Consider the following 17917-nt stretch of genomic DNA (forward strand, 5'->3'; position numbering starts at 1 on the left):
GATGAACCCTACCGATCTCACGGTTCCCCTGTACCGCCTGGCGCACGGCCGCACGGGTGACAAGGGCGACCGCTCCAACATCAGCGTGATCGCCTGGCACCCGGCCCTGTGGGACGTGCTGGTGCAGCAGGTTACCGAGGAGGCCGTGGCGCGCCAGTTCGCGGCGCGGGGGCCCACGCGCGTCACGCGCTATCTGCTGCCCCAACTGCAGGCGATGAATTTCGTTCTGGATGGCGTGCTGGACGGCGGCGTGAACGACGCGCTCAACCTCGACAGCCATGGCAAGGCGCTGTCCTTTCTGTTGCTGGACCTGCCGGTGCGGATGCCGGCGGCGCTTGTACATCACCTGGCCGGAGCGCATTGACGCGCGCCGGCGGCATTTTTCATCACCACAACCAAGGAGACACCATGAACCCGTTCCCGCATCGCCGCCGTGTACTGGCTGCCACCGCTGCGGCCGTCCTGTGTGCCGCGGCCGGCGCCGCCAACGCACAGGCCCCCGCCTATCCTGCCAAGCCCGTCACTTTCGTCGTGCCGTTTGCGGCCGGCAGTGCCACCGACCAACTGGCGCGGGCATTGGGCCAGGCCGTGAGCACCGATGCGCGGCAACCCGTGGTCGTGGAGAACAAGGCCGGCGCCAGCGGCATGATCGCCGCGCAGTCCGTCGCCAAGGCACCGGCGGATGGGTACACGGTGCTCATCACCACCAACACCACGCATGCCGCGAACGAACACCTGTACAAGAAACTGCCCTACGACCCAGTGAAGGATTTCGCTCCCGTCACCGGCTTGGGCAAGGGCGGCCAGGTGCTGGTGGTGAACGCGGTCGCTCCCTACAAGAACGTGGGCGACCTGCTGGCCGCCGCCCGCAAGAACCCCGGCAAGCTGAGCTTTGGCAGCGGCAGTTCTTCCAGCCGCATGGCCGGCGAGATGCTCAAGCAACTGGCGGGGGTGGACATCCTGCATGTGCCGTACAAGAGCAACCCGTTGGCCATCACCGATCTGCTCGGCGGGCAGATCGACCTGATGATCACCGACACGTCCACCGGCGTTCCTCAGGTCAAGGCGGGCAAGCTGCGCGCGCTGGGGTACTCCACGCAAAAGCGCAGCACGCAGCTGCCCGAGGTGCCCACGCTGGATGAGGCCGGCGTGAAGGGCTATGACATGGGCTACTGGTTTGCGGCCTACGTGCCCGCCGGCACGCCCGCGCCCGTGGTGGCGCGGCTGAACGCGCTGCTGGCGCAGGCGACGAGGAGCCAGGCCGCCCAGTCGTTCTTCGAGACCGCAGGCTCCGAGGCCTGGACCACCACGCCCGAAGAGCTGGCGCGCTTTCAGGCCGCCGAGACCCAGAAGTGGGGCAGGGTGATCAAGGCCGCCGGTATTGAGGCGGAATGAGTGCGTCGGCGGGGTTGAAGGCGTTTTGGCCTTCAGCGCCCGCCCATCAAGCGCTAGTAGCTACTATTTCAGGAGCGTTCTGCGCCGTCGTGCGGCGCGAACAGGTCCCAGGTGGCGATGAACAGTGCGGCGATCATCGGGCCGATCACAAAGCCCGTGAGCCCGAACAGCGCCATGCCGCCCAAGGTGGAGATCAGCACCACGTAGTCGGGCAGCTTGGTGTCCTTGCCGACCAGCACGGGACGCAGTACGTTGTCCACCAGCCCGATGACGAATACGCCATAGGCGGTGAGGATCACGGCCTGCCCCGGCGCGCCGGTCGCCAGGAAGTAGATGGCCACCGGCCCCCAGATCAGGCTGGCGCCCACGGCGGGCAGCAGCGACAGGAACGCCATCAGCACGCCCCACATCACCGGCCCCTGGATGTTCAACAGCCAGAAGATCAGGCCGCCCAGGGCGCCCTGGGCCGCAGCCACCACGATGTTGCCCTTCACGGTGGCGCGGATCACGGTGGTGAACTTGATGGCCAACTGCTCCTTGTGCCGCGCATCCAGGGGGATGGCCTCGCGGATGCGCGCCGCCAGCCGCGCGCCGTCGCGCAGCAGGAAGAACAACAGGTAGAGCATGACGCCGAAGCTCACCACGAACTGCAGCGTGTTCTGGCCCACATCCAGCGCCTTGGTGGCCAGGAACTGGCTGGCCTGGGCGCCGATCGTGGTCAGGCGGGCTTGCAGCTCCGCGCGGGTGGTGAGGTGAAAGCGGTCCAGCAGCTCCAGCATCCAAGGGGGCAGTGCGGCCAGCACCTGCTGCAGGTAGGCGCCGAAGTTCAGCTGCCCCGAGCGGGCGCGCTCGTAGGCCACGCTGGCCTCCTGCACCAGCGAAGCGCCGATCAGCGTGACCGGCAGGATCACGATCACCAGGCACACGCCCAGGGTGGCAAGCGCGGCCAGGTTGCGCCTGCGCGGCATGCGCCGCTGCAGCCGCCGGTGCAGCGGCGTGAACAGGATGGCGAGCACCACACCCCAGAAGATGGCGCCGTTGAGTGGCCAGAGGATGGCGCCAAAGGCCAGCGTCACGACGGTGAGCAGGAGCAGCAGGGTGCGGGACTGGAGCGTGGGCGGGTTCATGGGGGCGGTGGAAGGAAGGAAGCCCAAAATGTAAGCCACACACACGCCTGTCTTGATACACCGCTCGCCGCGCGCGCAGGCGTTCAATGGCACAATAGCGGCCGCAAACGAGGCCCTTCCCCTGCCACAGTCGCATCCGCCAACCGGTTCAGCCGTGACGCGGAAGGTTTGTTAACCAGCTAACGCTTCCTTCAGGGAAGTGGAGGTCAGCGGAATATGAGCGATCCGACATCCGTCTACCAAGCCTACCAAGGCAACACCTATCTTTTCGGCGGCAACGCGCCCTACGTCGAAGAGATGTATGAGAACTACCTTGCCAACCCTGGCAGCGTGCCAGACTCCTGGCGCGAATACTTTGACGCACTGCAACATGTGCCCGCGGTAGACGGCAGCAATGCCAAGGACGTTCCCCACCTGCCCGTCATCAACGCCTTTGCCGAGCGCGCCAAGGCCGGCGGCACCAAGGTCGTGGTGGCCAGCGCCGACGCCGAGATGGGCCGCAAGCGCACCGCCGTCCAGCAACTGATCGCCGCGTACCGCAACGTGGGCCAGCGCTGGGCCGACCTGGACCCCCTCAAGCGCACCGAGCGCCCCCAGATTCCCGAACTGGAGCCGTCGTTCTACGGCTTCAGCGATGCCGACCAGGAAACGGTGTTCGACGCGAGCAACACCTTCTTCGGCAAGGACAAGATGCCCCTGCGCGAGCTGCTGAACGCGCTGCGCGAGACCTACTGCGGCACCATCGGCGTGGAGTACATGTACGCCACCGACCAAGTGCAAAAGCGCTGGTGGCAGCAAAAGCTGGAAAGCATCCGCAGCAAGCCCAACTTCTCTGCCGACAAGAAAAAGCGCATCCTGGAGCGCCTGACGGCCGCCGAAGGCCTGGAACGCTATCTGCACACCAAGTACGTGGGCCAGAAGCGCTTCTCGCTCGAGGGGGGCGAGTCCTTCATCGCCGCCATGGACGAGTTGATCAACTCCGCAGGCGCGAAGGGCGTGCAGGAAGTGGTGATCGGCATGGCCCACCGCGGCCGCCTGAACGTGCTGGTGAACACCCTGGGCAAGATGCCCAAGGACCTGTTCGCCGAGTTCGACCACACCGCCCCCGAGGACCTGCCCGCCGGTGACGTGAAATACCACCAGGGCTTCAGCTCCGACGTCTCCACGGCCGGCGGCCCGGTGCACCTGTCGCTCGCGTTCAACCCCTCGCACCTGGAAATCGTCAACCCGGTGGTCGAGGGCTCCGTGCGCTCGCGCATGGACCGCCGCGGCGACCCCAAGGGGAAACAGGTGCTGCCCGTGCTGGTGCACGGTGACGCGGCCTTTGCCGGCCAGGGCGTGAATCAGGAAACCCTGGCCCTGTCCGAAACCCGTGGCTACACCACGGGCGGTACGGTGCACCTGATCATCAACAACCAGATCGGCTTCACCACGTCCGATCCGCGCGACCTGCGCTCTACGCTGTACTGCACCGACATCGTGAAGATGATCGAGTCGCCCGTGCTGCACGTGAACGGTGACGATCCCGAGGCCGTGTGCCTGGCCATGCAGCTGGCGCTGGATTTCCGCATGGAATTCGCCAAGGACGTGGTGGTGGACATCATCTGCTACCGCAAGCTGGGCCACAACGAGCAGGACACGCCGGCGCTGACCCAGCCGCTGATGTACAAGAAGATCGGTCAACACCCCGGCACGCGCAAGCTCTACGCCGACAAGCTGGCAGCCCAGGGTCTGGGCGAGACGCTGGGCGACGACATGGCCAAGGCCTATCGCGCCGCCATGGACGAGGGCAAGCACACGGTCGATCCGGTGCTGACCAACTTCAAGAGTAAGTACGCCGTGGACTGGAGCCCCTTCCTGGACCAGAAGTGGACCGATGCCGGCGACACCGCCATCCCGCTGGCCGAGTGGAAGCGCATCGCCGAGAAGATCACGACCATTCCGGAGACCGTCGCACCGCACCAACTGGTGAAGAAGGTCTACGACGACCGCGCCGCCATGGGCCGTGGCGAGGTCAACGTGGACTGGGGCATGGGCGAGCACATGGCCTTCGCATCGCTGGTGGCATCGGGCTATCCGGTGCGCCTGTCTGGCGAGGATTGCGGCCGCGGTACGTTCACGCACCGCCACGCCGTGATTCATGACCAAAAGCGTGAGAAGTGGGACGAAGGCACCTACATCCCGCTGCAGAACGTGGCCGAGAACCAGGCGCCGTTCACGGTGATCGACTCCATCCTGTCCGAGGAGGCCGTTCTGGCCTTCGAGTACGGCTACGCCTCCAACGACCCCAACACGCTGGTGGTCTGGGAAGCGCAGTTTGGCGACTTCGCCAACGGCGCACAGGTGGTGATCGACCAGTTCATCGCCTCGGGCGAAGTGAAGTGGGGCCGCGTGAACGGCATCACGCTGATGCTGCCGCACGGCTACGAAGGCCAGGGCCCCGAGCACAGCTCGGCCCGCCTGGAGCGCTTCATGCAGCTGGCCGCTGACACCAACATGCAGATCGTGCAGCCCACCACGGCCAGCCAGATCTTCCATGTGCTGCGTCGCCAGATGGTGCGCAACCTGCGCAAGCCCCTGGTCATCATGACGCCGAAGTCGCTGCTGCGTAACAAGGACGCCACGTCGCCGCTGTCCGAGTTCACCAAGGGCGGTTTCCAGACCGTCATCTCGGAGCAGGACGAAGCCATCGCCAAGAAGGCCGACAAGGTCAAGCGCGTGATCGCCTGCTCGGGCAAGGTCTACTACGACCTCGTGAAGAAGCGCGTAGAGAAGGAAGCTACCGACGTGGCCATCATCCGCGTCGAGCAGCTCTACCCGTTCCCGCACAAGGCCTTTGCCGCCGAGCTCAAGAAGTACCCGAATGCCACCGACATCGTGTGGTGCCAGGACGAACCACAGAACCAGGGCGCCTGGTTCTTCATCCAGCACAACATCCACGAGAACATGCTCGATGGCCAGAAGCTGGGCTATGCCGGCCGCGCCGCATCTGCCTCCCCCGCAGTGGGTTACGCCCATCTGCACCAGGAGCAGCAAAAGGCCCTGGTGGAAGCCGCTTTCGCCAAGCTCAAGGGTTTTGTCCTGACCAAGTAAGGCCGCAACCCACACCTTCAGTACAGAACCCTCTTTGGAAAGAATCAAATGGCTATCGTAGAAGTCAAAGTCCCCCAGCTGTCCGAGTCCGTGGCCGAGGCCACCCTGCTGCAGTGGAAGAAGAAGCCCGGCGAGGCCGTGGCAATCGATGAAATCCTGATCGAGATCGAGACCGACAAGGTGGTGCTGGAAGTGCCCGCACCGGCCGCTGGCGTAATGGCCGAGATCGTGGTTGCCGACGGCGGCACCGTGGCTTCGGACCAGGTCATCGCCAAGATCGACACCGAGGGCAAGGCCGGCGCGGCCGCGCCGGCAGCTGCTGCCGCTGCACCGGCGCCCGCAGCGGTATCTGCCCCGGCGGCCGCTGCGCCTGCCGCTGCTGGCGGCAGCAAGGGCGACGTGGCCATGCCGGCCGCCGCCAAGCTGCTGGCCGACAACAACCTGTCGGTCGGCGATGTGACGGGCTCCGGCAAGGACGGCCGCGTAACCAAGGGCGATGTGCTGGCCGCAGTGGCAGGCGGCGTGAAGTCGACGGCCGCCGTGATCCCCACCGGCGTGCCCACCAAGGCGCTGCCCCAGGTGGCGGCCCCGTCGTCCGCTGCTGATCTGGGCGAGCGCCCCGAGCAGCGCGTGCCCATGAGCCGCTTGCGTGCCCGCGTGGCCGAGCGTCTGCTGCAATCGCAGTCCACCAACGCCATCCTCACCACGTTCAACGAAGTGAACATGGCGCCGGTGATGGACCTGCGCAAGAAGTTCCAGGACGCATTCACCAAGGAGCACGGCGTGAAGCTGGGCTTCATGTCCTTCTTCGTGAAGGCCGCGGTGCATGCCCTCAAGAAGTACCCGGTGCTCAACGCCTCGGTGGACGGCAACGACATCGTCTACCACGGCTACTTCGACATCGGTATCGCCGTGGGCTCGCCGCGCGGCCTGGTGGTGCCCATCCTGCGCAACGCAGACCAGATGAGCTTTGCCGACATCGAAAAGAAGATCGCCGAATTCGGCAAGAAGGCGGCCGACGGCAAGCTGGGCATCGAAGAGATGACCGGTGGCACGTTCTCCATCTCCAACGGCGGCACCTTCGGCTCGATGATGTCCACCCCCATCATCAACCCGCCGCAGTCGGCCATCCTGGGCGTGCACGCCACCAAGGACCGCGCCGTGGTCGAAAACGGCCAGGTCGTGGTGCGCCCGATGAACTACCTGGCCATGTCTTATGACCACCGCATCATCGACGGCCGCGAAGCCGTGCTGGGCCTCGTAGCCATGAAGGATGCGCTGGAAGACCCATCGCGCCTGTTGTTCGACCTGTAATTCCCACAGGGTTCGACGCATACGAAAACCCACCCCCGGCGCGGTCCAGCGGTGGGTTTTTTCTCATCACCAGATACTGTTTTTGAACCATGAGCAAGCAATTTGACGTCATCGTGATCGGCGCAGGCCCTGGCGGCTACATCGCCGCCATCCGCGCCGCCCAGTTGGGCATGAATGTGGCCTGTATCGACGAGTGGAAGAACGCCGCTGGCGGCGCCGCACCCGGCGGTACCTGCACCAACGTGGGCTGCATTCCCTCCAAGGCGCTGCTGCAGTCGTCCGAGCACTTCGAACATGCCAACCTGCACTTTGCCGACCACGGAATCACCGCCACGGGCGTGAAGATGGACGTGGCCAAGATGATTGCCCGTAAGGACAACGTCGTGAAGCAGAACAACGACGGCATCCTGTACCTGTTCAAGAAGAACAAGGTGACCTTCTTCCACGGCCGCGGCTCCTTCGTGAAGGCGGTGGACGGCGGCTATGAAATCAAGGTCACCGGCAAGGCCGAAGAAACGCTGACCGCCAAGCAGGTCATCGTGGCCACCGGATCCAACGCACGTGCGCTGCCCGGTGCGGCCTTCGACGAAGAGCAGATCCTGTCCAACGACGGCGCGCTCGCCATCGGCAGCGTGCCGAAGAAGCTGGGCGTGATCGGCTCCGGCGTGATCGGCCTGGAAATGGGCAGCGTGTGGCGCCGCCTGGGTGCCGACGTGACCATTCTGGAAGGCTTGCCCACGTTCCTGGGCGCGGTGGACGAGCAGATCGCCAAGGAGGCCAAGAAGGCCTTTGACAAGCAAGGCCTGAAGATCGAGCTGGGCGTGAAGATTGGCGAAGTCAAGACTGGCAAGAAGGGCGTGAGCATCGCCTACACCAACGCCAAGGGCGAGGCCCAGGCGTTGGAAGTGGACAAGCTGATCGTCTCCATCGGCCGCGTGCCCAACACCACCGGCCTGAACGCCGAAGGGGTGGGCCTGAAGCTGGATGAGCGCGGCGCCGTGGTGGTTGATGGCGACTGCAAGACCAACCTGCCCGGCGTGTGGGCGGTGGGCGACGTGGTGCGCGGCCCCATGCTGGCGCACAAGGCCGAGGAAGAGGGCGTGGCCGTGGCCGAGCGCATGGCTGGCCAGCACGGCCATGTCAACTTCAACACCATCCCCTGGGTCATCTACACCAGCCCCGAGATCGCCTGGGTCGGACGCACCGAGCAGCAGCTCAAGGCCGACGGCGTGAAGTACAAGGCGGGCACCTTCCCGTTTCTGGCCAATGGCCGAGCGCGCGCACTGGGCGACACCACCGGCATGGTGAAGTTCCTGGCCGACGCCGCCACGGACGAAATCCTGGGCGTGCACATCGTCGGTCCGATGGCTTCCGAACTGATCGCCGAAGCCGTGGTCGCCATGGAGTTCAAGGCATCGAGCGAAGACATTGCGCGCATCTGCCATGCCCACCCCTCGCTGTCCGAAGCCACCAAGGAAGCGGCGCTGGCCGTGGACAAGCGCACCCTCAATTTCTGATAATTTGAGGCAAAAATGGCTGCCAGCGCTTGTGTGGCAAGCGCTGGCAGCTATTGTTTTTGAAGCATAGGGATAACATGCGGGTGAACGTCAGGCAGGCGTACGAGGCCGAGCTGGCCGCCAAGGGCTTCAAGAGCGACCCGGCCCAGTTGCGGGCCGTGGACGCGCTGGAGCGTTGTGCCCAGGAATGGGGAGCGTACAAGCAGCGCCGCTCCAACACGCTGAAGAAGCTCATCAACCGGCCCCAGGTGCCGCGGGGCGTGTACATGTACGGCGGTGTGGGGCGGGGCAAGAGCTTCCTCATGGACTGCTTCTTCAACGCCGTACCCATCAAGCGCAAGGTGCGTCTGCACTTTCACGAATTCATGCGCGAAGTGCACCGTGAGCTGGCTGGCCTGCAGGGGACGCAGAACCCGTTGGATGTGCTGGGTGCGCGCATCGCCAAGCGCTATAAGCTGATCTGTTTTGACGAGTTCCACGTCGCGGACATCACCGACGCGATGATCCTGCACCGCCTGCTGGCGGCGCTGTTCGACAACGACGTGGGCTTTGTCACCACTTCCAACTTCAAGCCCGACGAACTGTACCCCGGCGGCCTGCACCGCGACCGCATCCTGCCCGCCATCGACCTGCTCAACGAGCGCATGGAGGTGGTGAACGTGGACAACGGCACGGACTATCGGCGCCGTGCGCTGGAGCTGGTCGAGCTCTACCACACGCCCCTGGGCCCCGCGGCGGACGCGGCCATGCAGCACGCCTTCGAGCAGTTGGCCGAGGTGCGTGACGAAGACCCGGTGCTGCACATCGAGGCGCGCGAGATCAAGGCCATCCGCCGTGCGGGCGGCGTGGTGTGGTTCGACTTCCGCGAGTTGTGCATGGGCCCGCGGTCGCAGAACGACTATCTGGAAATCGCCTCGCAGTTCCACACGGTGCTGCTGTCCAACGTGCCCTACATGCCTGTCAGCATGGCGTCGCCCGCGCGCCGGTTTACCTGGCTGGTGGACGTGCTCTACGATAGGCGCGTGAAACTCGTCGTCTCCGCCGCCGTGCCGCCCGAGCAGCTCTATACGGAAGGCCCCCTGGCGCATGAATTTCCACGCACCATTTCGCGCCTCAACGAGATGCAATCCAAGGAATTCCTGGCGCTTGAGCGGCGCGTCGTCGATACCGGACTGACCTGATGCCTGCACTGCCTTCCCGCTTTCTTGCCGCAGCCCTCCTGTGCGTGGGTGGGGCAGCGCTGCCTCCCCTGGCGGCGTGGGCTGCCGACGCTCCAGTGACCGATGCAGCGCAGGCGCAGCAGCACCGCCAGACCCAGCGTGAGCACATCCAGGCGCAGCGCCGGGAGATCGAGGCGCAGCGTGAGCGCGGCGAGGCGGCTTGCTACCAGCAATTTGCCGTGGAGGATTGCCTGCGCAGGGTGCGTGTACAGGCACGAGAGGCCGACAACGTGCTGCACCACCAGGAAGTGCAGATCAACGATGCGGAGCGCCGGGAGAAGGCGGGGCAACGCCTGCAAGCAATCGAGGAGCGCAAGCAGGAGCAACGCCAGAAACTGGAAGCCGGGGAGCGTCCCGCCCCGATGCGGGTGGCGCCCCGCAATGCGCCGCAGAAGCCCCGCGAGCAGGAGGCGCGCGACCGTGCGCAGCAGCAGAGCCGCCGCGCAGCCGAGCATGCGGCCGATGTGCAACGCCGTGAGCAAACGCAGCCCCAGCGCATCCAGGATTCCCGTGCCCGCTACGAGGCCAAGCAGCAGAAAGCGCGTGAGCGCCGCGAACGCCTTGAGCGCCAGCAAGCCGAGGCGGCCGGCCGCAATCCGCCGACGGCATTGCCGCCGCCGGCCCCGGCCGCGAGCAGCGACCGTTGAGTGCCCTTTAGGGCCCGGTGGACGCCACGGCCCATGCGGGGCCGTTTTCCACGCGCGTTTTAGGTGGCGGGTGTGAGTTGCGCCAAGCGTGGAGGCTTCTTTTCCTCTACCAGCGTTTCGATCTTCACGATGGCGAGCGACAGGTTGTCGCCGCCCCCGCGTGCGCGCGAGCGCGCCTTGTCGATGAGGAACTCGGTGGCCTCGCGCGGCGTCAGCGAATCCAGGACCGACGCCAGTTCCGCAGGTGAGAAGTAGTGCCACACGCCGTCGCTGCAGGCCAGCAGCACGTCGCCCGGCTGCATCTGCGGAATCAGGTGGGTGGTGATGGGAGGGTCGCTCTCGGTGCCCAGACAGCCGACGAGGATGTTGGAGTGGGGGTGGGTGTTGGCCTCGGCTTCCGTGATCTCGCCACGGTCCACGAGCGCCTGCACATAGGAGTGGTCGCTGGTGCGGAACACCAGCCGCCCTCCCTGGAAGTGGTAGATGCGCGAGTCCCCTGCGTGGGCCCAGTGGCAATCGCCGCGTGGGTTGATCACGAATGCCGCGATGGTGCTGTGTGGCTCCTGTTCCGCGGAAATCGCGGTGAGGCGGATCACGATGTGCGCCTCCTCCACGATGTGCTTGAGCAGGGCGGCGGCGTCGTCCGTTTCTGGCGAATAGCGTTCAAACAACTGGCGCGCGGTGAGCATCACCTGGTCGGACGCCTTGCGCCCTCCGCTGCGGCCACCCATGCCATCGGCCACCACGCCCAGTACGCATCCATTGAAACGCGGGTGCGACAGCAGGGCGACCTGGTCTTGCTGGTACTCGCGGTCACCCTTGTGGATGCCGGTCGACGCAATGAGGCGGAACGCTTTGGTCATGGGATTGGAGCGGAGGACGAAAGGCCGCCTCGCAGTCGCGAAAGCGGGGGGAGCCGCCTATTATGATCAACTCCCGGGCCTTGTCATCGCTGGTGCGTCTGCTTGTGTTTTTAGAGCATCACGGCCGGTGCAGGGCCATTACTTTCTGACACTTCTTTTGGCCCGCGGCGCATGTCCTTGAGCGATCTCGTCCTCCCGGTGTTTGCGCCCGACGGACCCCTGGCGCGTGTGCGACCTGATCTGCGTTCCCGCCCGGGGCAGGCGGCCATGGCCCTCGCTGTGGCGCAGGCCATCAACGCCCGGGAGTCACTGGTGGTGGAAGCGGGAACGGGGATTGGAAAGACCTTTGCCTATTTGGTTCCCGCACTGCTGAGCGGCGAGCGTGTGCTCATTTCCACGGCCACCAAGACGCTGCAGGACCAACTGTTGACGCGCGACCTGCCGCTGCTGCAGCGGGCGCTGGCGCTCCCGCTACGCGTAGCGGCCCTCAAAGGCCGGGCCAATTACCTTTGCCTTTACCGACTGGAGCAGGCGCGTCGCAACGGGGAGGGGTATGACGAAGCAGTCGCCCACGATCTGGCGTGTGTTGAGCGATGGGCCCAGTCCACGCGCAGCGGAGACCTGGCGGAGGTCCCCGGTCTGGATGAATACTCAGCCGCCTGGAGGCAGGTCACTTCGACGGTGGACAACTGCCTGGGTTCCGGGTGCCCGCGGTTGCGCCAATGCCATGTCTACCGGGCACGGCACGACGCGCAGGCGGCGGATGTGCTCATCATCAACCACCACCTTTTCTTTGCGGACCTCGGTGCGCAGGGGGCGGGGGCCGCGCAACTGCTACCGGACACCGGGGTCGTGGTGTTCGATGAAGCCCATCGGTTGGCCGAGACCGCGGCCCAGTTCCTGGGCACGCATGTCAGCACCAGCCAGCTGCTGCAACTTGGGCAGGATGTGGTGGCGGCTGGGGCGCGGCATGCGCGCGGCGCTGCGGATTGGCAGGGGTTGCTCCAGCACCTGCACCAGTGCGCGCACGCGCTGCGCCTGGCGGTCGCTCCGGGCGAAGATGCCGATGCAGCCGGCTCCCGCATCGCCTGGACGGGCGTCACACCCGAGGCCTTGGATCCGTCAGCCTGGGACGGTGCGCTGGAGGGAGTAGTGGCGGCACTCCGCGCGGTGCTGGCCGCACTGGACGGCGTGGCGCAGCACGCTCCCGATCTGGCCCACCTGCACAGCCGGACGGTCGCGTTGCTGGAGCGTGTACTGCATTTCTGTTCCGACGCGGAAGCTGGCACGGTGCGCTGGGTTGAATCTGCAGGTGCGTTGCGCATGGTGGAAACACCCCTGGATGTGGCCGGGGCCCTGCGCACGCTGTGGAAGGGAAAGCCCCCCACGGAGGGTGCCTGGGACGAGAGCGACGAACCGCCTGCCGCGTCCGCACCGCGTTCGTGGATCTATACCTCCGCCACGCTGGGCGATGGCAAGGACCTGCGCTGGTTCACCGATGCCTGTGGATTGGAGGGTGCTCGTACCCTGCAGGTGCCTAGCCCCTTCGACTACGCGCGGCAGGCGGCGCTGTATGTGCCACCCGCACTCCCGCTGCCTTCCGACGCGGGGCACAGCGTTCAGCTTGCGCGCTGGGTGGGTGATGCCGTAGCACGGCTTGGCGGGCATACGCTGGTGTTGACCACCAGTCTGCGGGCGCTTGCGGTGATCGCGGATGAGCTATGCCGCCGGTTCGCGCCCGGCGGCGGCATCGAGGTGCTGGTGCAGGGACATGCCTCACGGTCGCGCATGGTGGAGCGCTTTCGTGCCCAGCTTGACGCGAGCGGCCGGCCGGCGGGCCATGTGCTCGTGGGGGCGGCGTCGTTCTGGGAGGGGATCGACGTGCCGGGCGAGGCCCTGCAGATGGTGGTGATCGACAAGCTGCCATTCCCCGCTCCGGGTGACCCGTGGGAGCAGGCGCAGGCACGGCGGCTGGCGGACCAGGGAGGCAACGTGTTCCGCAGCCACGCCCTGCCATCGGCGGCAGTGGCGCTCAAGCAGGGGGCCGGCCGGCTGATCCGCAACGAGAACGACCACGGCATACTGGTCATCGCCGACACACGCCTGTTGCACAAGGGCTATGGCAAGCCTCTGCTGCGGGCATTGCCCCCCATGCGGAGGCTGCATACGCAGGAAGAGTTCGGCGCGGCGCTGGATGCCCTTACCAGAACTTCCACCAGGGGTTCGCCTTCGCCTTGAATCCCGTCTGCGGCAGGCTGCTCTGGGGATAGGACGCATCCATCACGCGGCGCGTGTCGTCACGCAGTTGCGTGAGCCCCAGCGCGTCGTACGACCGAACCAGGATGTACAGAGCCTCTTCCGTCGCCGGGACGTCCTTGTAGTCGGCAACGGCACTCTGCGCGCGACTCACGGCAGCCACATACGCGCCGCGCTCATAGTAGTAGCGCGCCACGTGTACTTCGTACTGCGCCAGCGAGTTGACGATGTAGGTCATGCGCTGGCGCGCGTCGGGCGTGTAGCGCGACTCCGGGAAGCGGGTCACCAGTTCGCGGAAGGACTCGAACGAGTCCTTGGCAGCCTTCTGGTCGCGCTCCGACAGATCCTGGCGCGAGAGCCACGAGAACAGGCCCAGGTTGTCGTTGAAATTCACCAAGCCTTTGAGGTACAGCGCATAGTCGTACGCGGGACTGGCGGGGTGCAGTTTCATGAAGCGGTCCAGCGTGGCAATAGCCTGCGCCTTCTCGCCGCCCTTGTATTGCGCGTAGGCCTTTTCCAACTGGGCCTGTTGTGCCAACGGCGTGCCGGCGGCGCGTCCTTCCAGCTTTTCCAGCAGCGGCACGGCTTTGTCGTAAGAGCCGCCATTGAGCTCGTCGCGTGCTTCCGAATAAATCTTGTCGGTGCTCCAGCCAGCGGTCTTGTCTTCAGGCGTGCTGGAGCAGGCAGCCAGCAGGCCGGCGGCGAGCAGGGCAGAAATCAAAGGCAGGGGAAAACGCGGCATGGCGGCAGCTCTTGGATTAAGGGTATGCGACGGCGGCGGCACCTCCATGGAGCGGCCGCATGGCGCCATTGTAAGGATGCTGCGCGTGGGGCCCTGAGCAAGCATGGGACATGCCCGCGTTCCTACAATGCCGCATGTTTGTCCACTTGCGCTTGCACACTGAATTTTCCGTCGTGGACGGAACCACCCGTATCGACGAGGTCGTGAAGGCGGCGGCGAAAGACGGCCAGCCCGCCCTGGCGATCACGGACCTGAACAACCTGTTCGGCGCGATCAAGTTCTACAAGGAAGGCCGGGGCAAGGGCGTCAAGCCCATCCTGGGCGCCGAAATCTACCTGGAGGGCGAAGCGGCAGGCGCACCCTCGCGCATGGTGCTGCTGGTGCAGAACCGCACCGGGTATCTGAACCTCTCCGAACTGCTGGCCCGCGCGTGGACGCGCAACATCGTCAGGAACCAGGCGCTGTGCACCTGGGAGTGGCTGCAGGAATTGGGCGACGGCCTGATTGCCCTCGCTGGAGCGCAGGCTGGGCCCGTGGGGCAGGCGCTCATGAAGGGCGATGACGCCGGAGCTGCGCGGCTGGCGCTGCGTCTGGCGGGTATTTTCCCGCACCGCTTCTACCTGGAGGTCCAGCGCGCCGGACGACCTGACGACGAAGCCCATGTCACCGCCGCGGTGCAGCTTGCCGCGCGCCTGGCCCTGCCGGTGGTAGCCACCCACCCGGTGCAGTTCGCAACGCCGGACGATTACGAGGCGCACGAGGCGCGTGTGTGCATTGCCGAGGGCGAGATCTTGGCGAATCCGCGGCGCGTGCGCCGTTTCACGCGCGAGCAGTATTTCAAGAGCAGTGCCGAGATGGAAGCGCTGTTCGCCGATGTACCCAGCGCGCTCGCCAACACCGTTGAGGTGGCCAAGCGCTGTAATGTGTCGCTGGTGCTGGGCAAGCCGCAACTGCCGAACTTCCCCATTCCGGGCGGCATGACTATGGAGCAGTACTTCCGCCACGCGTCCCATGAGGGCCTGGAGGAGCGGCTGCTGCACCTGTACCCGGACACCGCCGAGCGCGACCGCCAGCGCCCCCGCTACCAGGAGCGGCTGGAGTTTGAACTGGGCACGATCCTGAAGATGGGATTTCCCGGCTACTTCCTCATCGTGGGTGACTTCATCCAGTGGGCCAAGAAGAACGGCTGCCCGGTGGGCCCCGGGCGCGGCTCGGGTGCGGGCTCGCTCGTGGCCTATGCGCTCAAGATCACGGATCTGGATCCGCTGCAATACAACCTGCTGTTCGAGCGCTTCCTGAACCCCGAACGGGTGTCCATGCCCGACTTCGACATCGATTTTTGCCAGGCCAACCGCGACCGGGTGATCGACTATGTGAAGGACAAGTACGGCAAGGAGGCCGTGAGCCAGATCGCCACCTTCGGCACGATGGCGGCCAAGGCTGCCATCCGCGACGTGGGGCGGGTGATGGATATGAGCTACACGTTCTGTGACGGTATCTCGAAGCTGGTGCCCGGTAAACCCGGCCAGACCTATACGCTGGCCTACCCGCCAGAGCCCAAGAAGGAAGGGGACAAGAACAACTACGCCCTGGAGTTGGAACCCATCCTGTACGAGCGCGTGCGCAAGGAGGAGGACGTGCGCACCATCATCGAGATGGCGCAAAAGCTCGAAGGGATGACGCGCAATATTGGCATGCACGCCGGCGGCGTGCTGATCGCGCCGGGCAAACTGACCGATTTCTGCCCGCTGTACCAGCAGCCAGGCAGCGAATCGGCGGTGAGCCAGTACGACAAGGACGACGTGGAGGCCATCGGCCTGGTGAAATTCGACTTCCTGGGCTTGGCGACGCTGACCATCCTGGAAATCGCGCGTGAGTTCATCATGCAGCGTCACAAAGGGCAGGAAAACTTCGCGTTCGAGAACATTCCCCTGGACGATGCTGCGACCTACAAACTGTTCTCGGACGGCAAGACAGAAGCCGTGTTCCAGTTTGAAAGCCGGGGCATGCAAGGCATGCTCAAGGAAGCGCGCCCAAGCAGGCTGGAAGACCTGATCGCCTTGAATGCCCTGTACCGGCCGGGCCCCATGGACCTGATTCCCAGCTTCGTGAACCGCAAGCACGGCAAGGAGGTGGTGGAGTACCCGCATCCGCTGGTGGAGCCCGTGCTGGCCGAGACCTACGGCATCATGGTCTACCAGGAGCAGGTGATGCAGACGGCGCAGGTGCTGGGTGGTTACTCGCTCGGCGGCGCCGACATGCTGCGCCGCGCCATGGGCAAGAAAAAGGCCGAGGAAATGGCCGAGCACCGTGCCATCTTCCGCAAGGGTGCAGCCGAAAAGGGTATCAGTCAGGACAAGGCCGACGAGGTCTTCGACCTGATGGAAAAGTTCGCGGGTTACGGCTTCAACAAGTCGCACGCCGCCGCCTATTCGCTGCTGGCCTACCACACCGGGTGGCTCAAGGTGCACTACACGGCGGAGTTTTACTGCGCCAATATGACCGTGGAAATGGACGACACCGACAAGCTCAAGGTGCTCTATGAAGATGCGGTCAAACATTTCGGCATGACCTTCGAGCCGCCGGACATCAACCGCGGCAATTACCGCTTCGAGCCGGTGACGGACAAGGTCATCCGCTATGGCTTGGGCGCAGTCAAGGGCACGGGACAGCAGGCGATCGAGGCCATCATCGCTGCACGCGAAGGGCAGGGCGTGGGCCCACAGGGCGCAACCCGGGGGCCTTTCAAGAGCTTGTTTGACTTTTGCGTACGCGTGGACCGCACGCGCGTCAACAAGCGCACGGTGGAGGCGCTCATCAAGGCGGGCGCCTTCGATGCCCTGCAGCTCAACCGTGCCGCGCTCGTGGCATCCCTCGATCGGGCGTTCGAGTTTGCCAATGCGCAGATCGCCAACGCCAACCAAGGCGGGCTGTTCGACATGATGGGCGATGACGCCATCGGCTCCAGCACGCAGGAGCCTGATCTGGTGGATGTGATGCCCTGGGGCATCAAGGAACGGCTGATGCAGGAGAAGACCGCGGTGGGCTTCTACCTCTCGGGCCACTTGTTCGATGAAGTGCACCAGGAAGTGCGCCGCTTCGTGCGCACCGCTATCGACGAACTGGTAGACAGCCGCGAGACGCAGGTGGTAGCCGGCATCGTGAGCGACTACCGCATCATCAACGGGCAGCGCGGCAGGCTGGCGTTGTTCAAGCTGGACGACAAGTCGGGCGTCATCGAGGCTTCCGCCGACGAAGGGCTGATCAACGCGAACGCCGGCCTGCTCAAGGACGATGAATTCGTAGTGGTGAGTGGTCGGCTGCAGTTGGACCACTTCAGCGGAGGCCTGCGTATGAAGGTGCAGCAGGTCTGGGATTTGGCGGGTGCGCGGGCACGCTATGGGCGCTATCTGCAGGTGTGCCTGGGGCAGCAGTTGCCAGACATCGGGGCGCTGGTGCGTGACTATCCTCCGCAACGGGAGGAGACAGAACACGGCGAGGTGCTTGCCCATGGCCTGCGCGTGCGCATGCAGTTGCGCTGCACAGCGGCGGCCGGCGCGGCCACGGCCGAGGTGCAGTTGGGAGAGGCCAGCAGGTTCTTTCCCAGCGATGCCGCGCTGGCCGCGTGGAGCGCTCAGGCGGGCAGCGGTGCTGTGAATGTGGTCTATGAGTAGGGCTGTGATCAGCGCTTGAAAAAAGCCCGCGCGGCACCATGTGCGGTCTGCTCAGGTGCCGCATCGGCC

General features: G+C 65.3%; 12 protein-coding genes. 9 read left to right on the forward strand and 3 right to left on the reverse strand.

From position 1 onward, the window contains the following. The first annotated feature begins 1 nt into the window (after position 1). Together BA022_RS04130 and BA022_RS04135 are read left to right on the forward strand one after the other, a co-directional pair. Complete coding sequence (locus BA022_RS04130) at positions 2 to 364, forward strand: AtuA-related protein (RefSeq protein ID WP_011805082.1); 363 nt, start codon at positions 2 to 4, stop codon at positions 362 to 364. 44 nt (positions 365 to 408) lie between these two features. Then, on the forward strand, positions 409 to 1395 hold the full coding sequence (locus BA022_RS04135; RefSeq protein ID WP_088888506.1) for a Bug family tripartite tricarboxylate transporter substrate binding protein: 987 nt from the start codon (positions 409 to 411) through the stop codon (positions 1393 to 1395). 68 nt (positions 1396 to 1463) lie between these two features. On the opposite strand, the gene BA022_RS04140 is transcribed toward BA022_RS04135, so the two are convergent. Then, positions 1464 to 2522 (reverse strand): AI-2E family transporter, encoded by a 1059-nt coding sequence (locus BA022_RS04140; RefSeq protein WP_041835977.1) that lies wholly within the window; start codon positions 2520 to 2522, stop codon positions 1464 to 1466. Positions 2523 to 2738: 216 nt separating this feature from the next. Between BA022_RS04140 and BA022_RS04145 the strand changes: the two genes are divergently transcribed. The 5 genes from BA022_RS04145 to BA022_RS04165 all read left to right on the forward strand — a co-directional run bounded on the left by BA022_RS04145 (position 2739) and on the right by BA022_RS04165 (position 10313). Beyond that, entirely contained in the window at positions 2739 to 5615 is a 2877-nt protein-coding gene (locus BA022_RS04145) for a 2-oxoglutarate dehydrogenase E1 component (protein WP_011805085.1), read from the forward strand. A gap of 48 nt (positions 5616 to 5663) precedes the next feature. Further along, a complete protein-coding gene (gene odhB / locus BA022_RS04150; RefSeq protein WP_088886613.1) occupies positions 5664 to 6929 on the forward strand; it encodes a 2-oxoglutarate dehydrogenase complex dihydrolipoyllysine-residue succinyltransferase in 1266 nt (421 codons plus the stop codon). Positions 6930 to 7018: 89 nt separating this feature from the next. After that, positions 7019 to 8446, forward strand: a complete 1428-nt coding sequence (lpdA, locus tag BA022_RS04155; protein WP_088886614.1) for a dihydrolipoyl dehydrogenase — start codon at positions 7019 to 7021, stop codon at positions 8444 to 8446. Positions 8447 to 8529: 83 nt separating this feature from the next. Further along, positions 8530 to 9627, forward strand: coding sequence for a cell division protein ZapE (gene zapE / locus BA022_RS04160; RefSeq protein WP_041836257.1), 1098 nt, complete (start codon positions 8530 to 8532; stop codon positions 9625 to 9627). Further along, positions 9627 to 10313: a hypothetical protein gene (locus BA022_RS04165; protein ID WP_088886615.1), complete on the forward strand. Its 687-nt coding sequence runs from the start codon at positions 9627 to 9629 to the stop codon at positions 10311 to 10313. The genes zapE and BA022_RS04165 overlap by 1 nt, the downstream gene beginning before the upstream one ends. A 59-nt stretch (positions 10314 to 10372) precedes the next feature. On the opposite strand, the gene BA022_RS04170 is transcribed toward BA022_RS04165, so the two are convergent. Then, positions 10373 to 11176, reverse strand: a complete 804-nt coding sequence (locus tag BA022_RS04170; RefSeq protein ID WP_011805090.1) for a PP2C family protein-serine/threonine phosphatase — start codon at positions 11174 to 11176, stop codon at positions 10373 to 10375. Between the two features lie 171 nt (positions 11177 to 11347). On the opposite strand from BA022_RS04170, the gene BA022_RS04175 reads away from it, so the two are divergent. Further along, positions 11348 to 13414 carry an ATP-dependent DNA helicase gene (locus tag BA022_RS04175; RefSeq protein WP_088886616.1) on the forward strand — a complete coding sequence of 689 codons (2067 nt, stop codon included), beginning with the start codon at positions 11348 to 11350 and terminating at the stop codon, positions 13412 to 13414. On the opposite strand, the gene BA022_RS04180 is transcribed toward BA022_RS04175, so the two are convergent. Then, the gene (locus BA022_RS04180) at positions 13377 to 14174 is read right to left on the reverse strand and encodes an outer membrane protein assembly factor BamD (RefSeq protein ID WP_015913419.1); all 798 of its coding nucleotides are present in this window, start codon (positions 14172 to 14174) and stop codon (positions 13377 to 13379) included. The genes BA022_RS04175 and BA022_RS04180 overlap by 38 nt on opposite strands. 134 nt (positions 14175 to 14308) lie before the next feature. Between BA022_RS04180 and dnaE the strand changes: the two genes are divergently transcribed. After that, positions 14309 to 17848 (forward strand): DNA polymerase III subunit alpha, encoded by a 3540-nt coding sequence (dnaE, locus tag BA022_RS04185; protein WP_088886617.1) that lies wholly within the window; start codon positions 14309 to 14311, stop codon positions 17846 to 17848. Positions 17849 to 17917: the final 69 nt, after the last annotated feature.

The organism is Diaphorobacter nitroreducens, from assembly GCF_002214645.1.
In the GTDB taxonomy this organism is placed as follows: Bacteria; Pseudomonadota; Gammaproteobacteria; order Burkholderiales; family Burkholderiaceae_C; genus Diaphorobacter; species Diaphorobacter nitroreducens.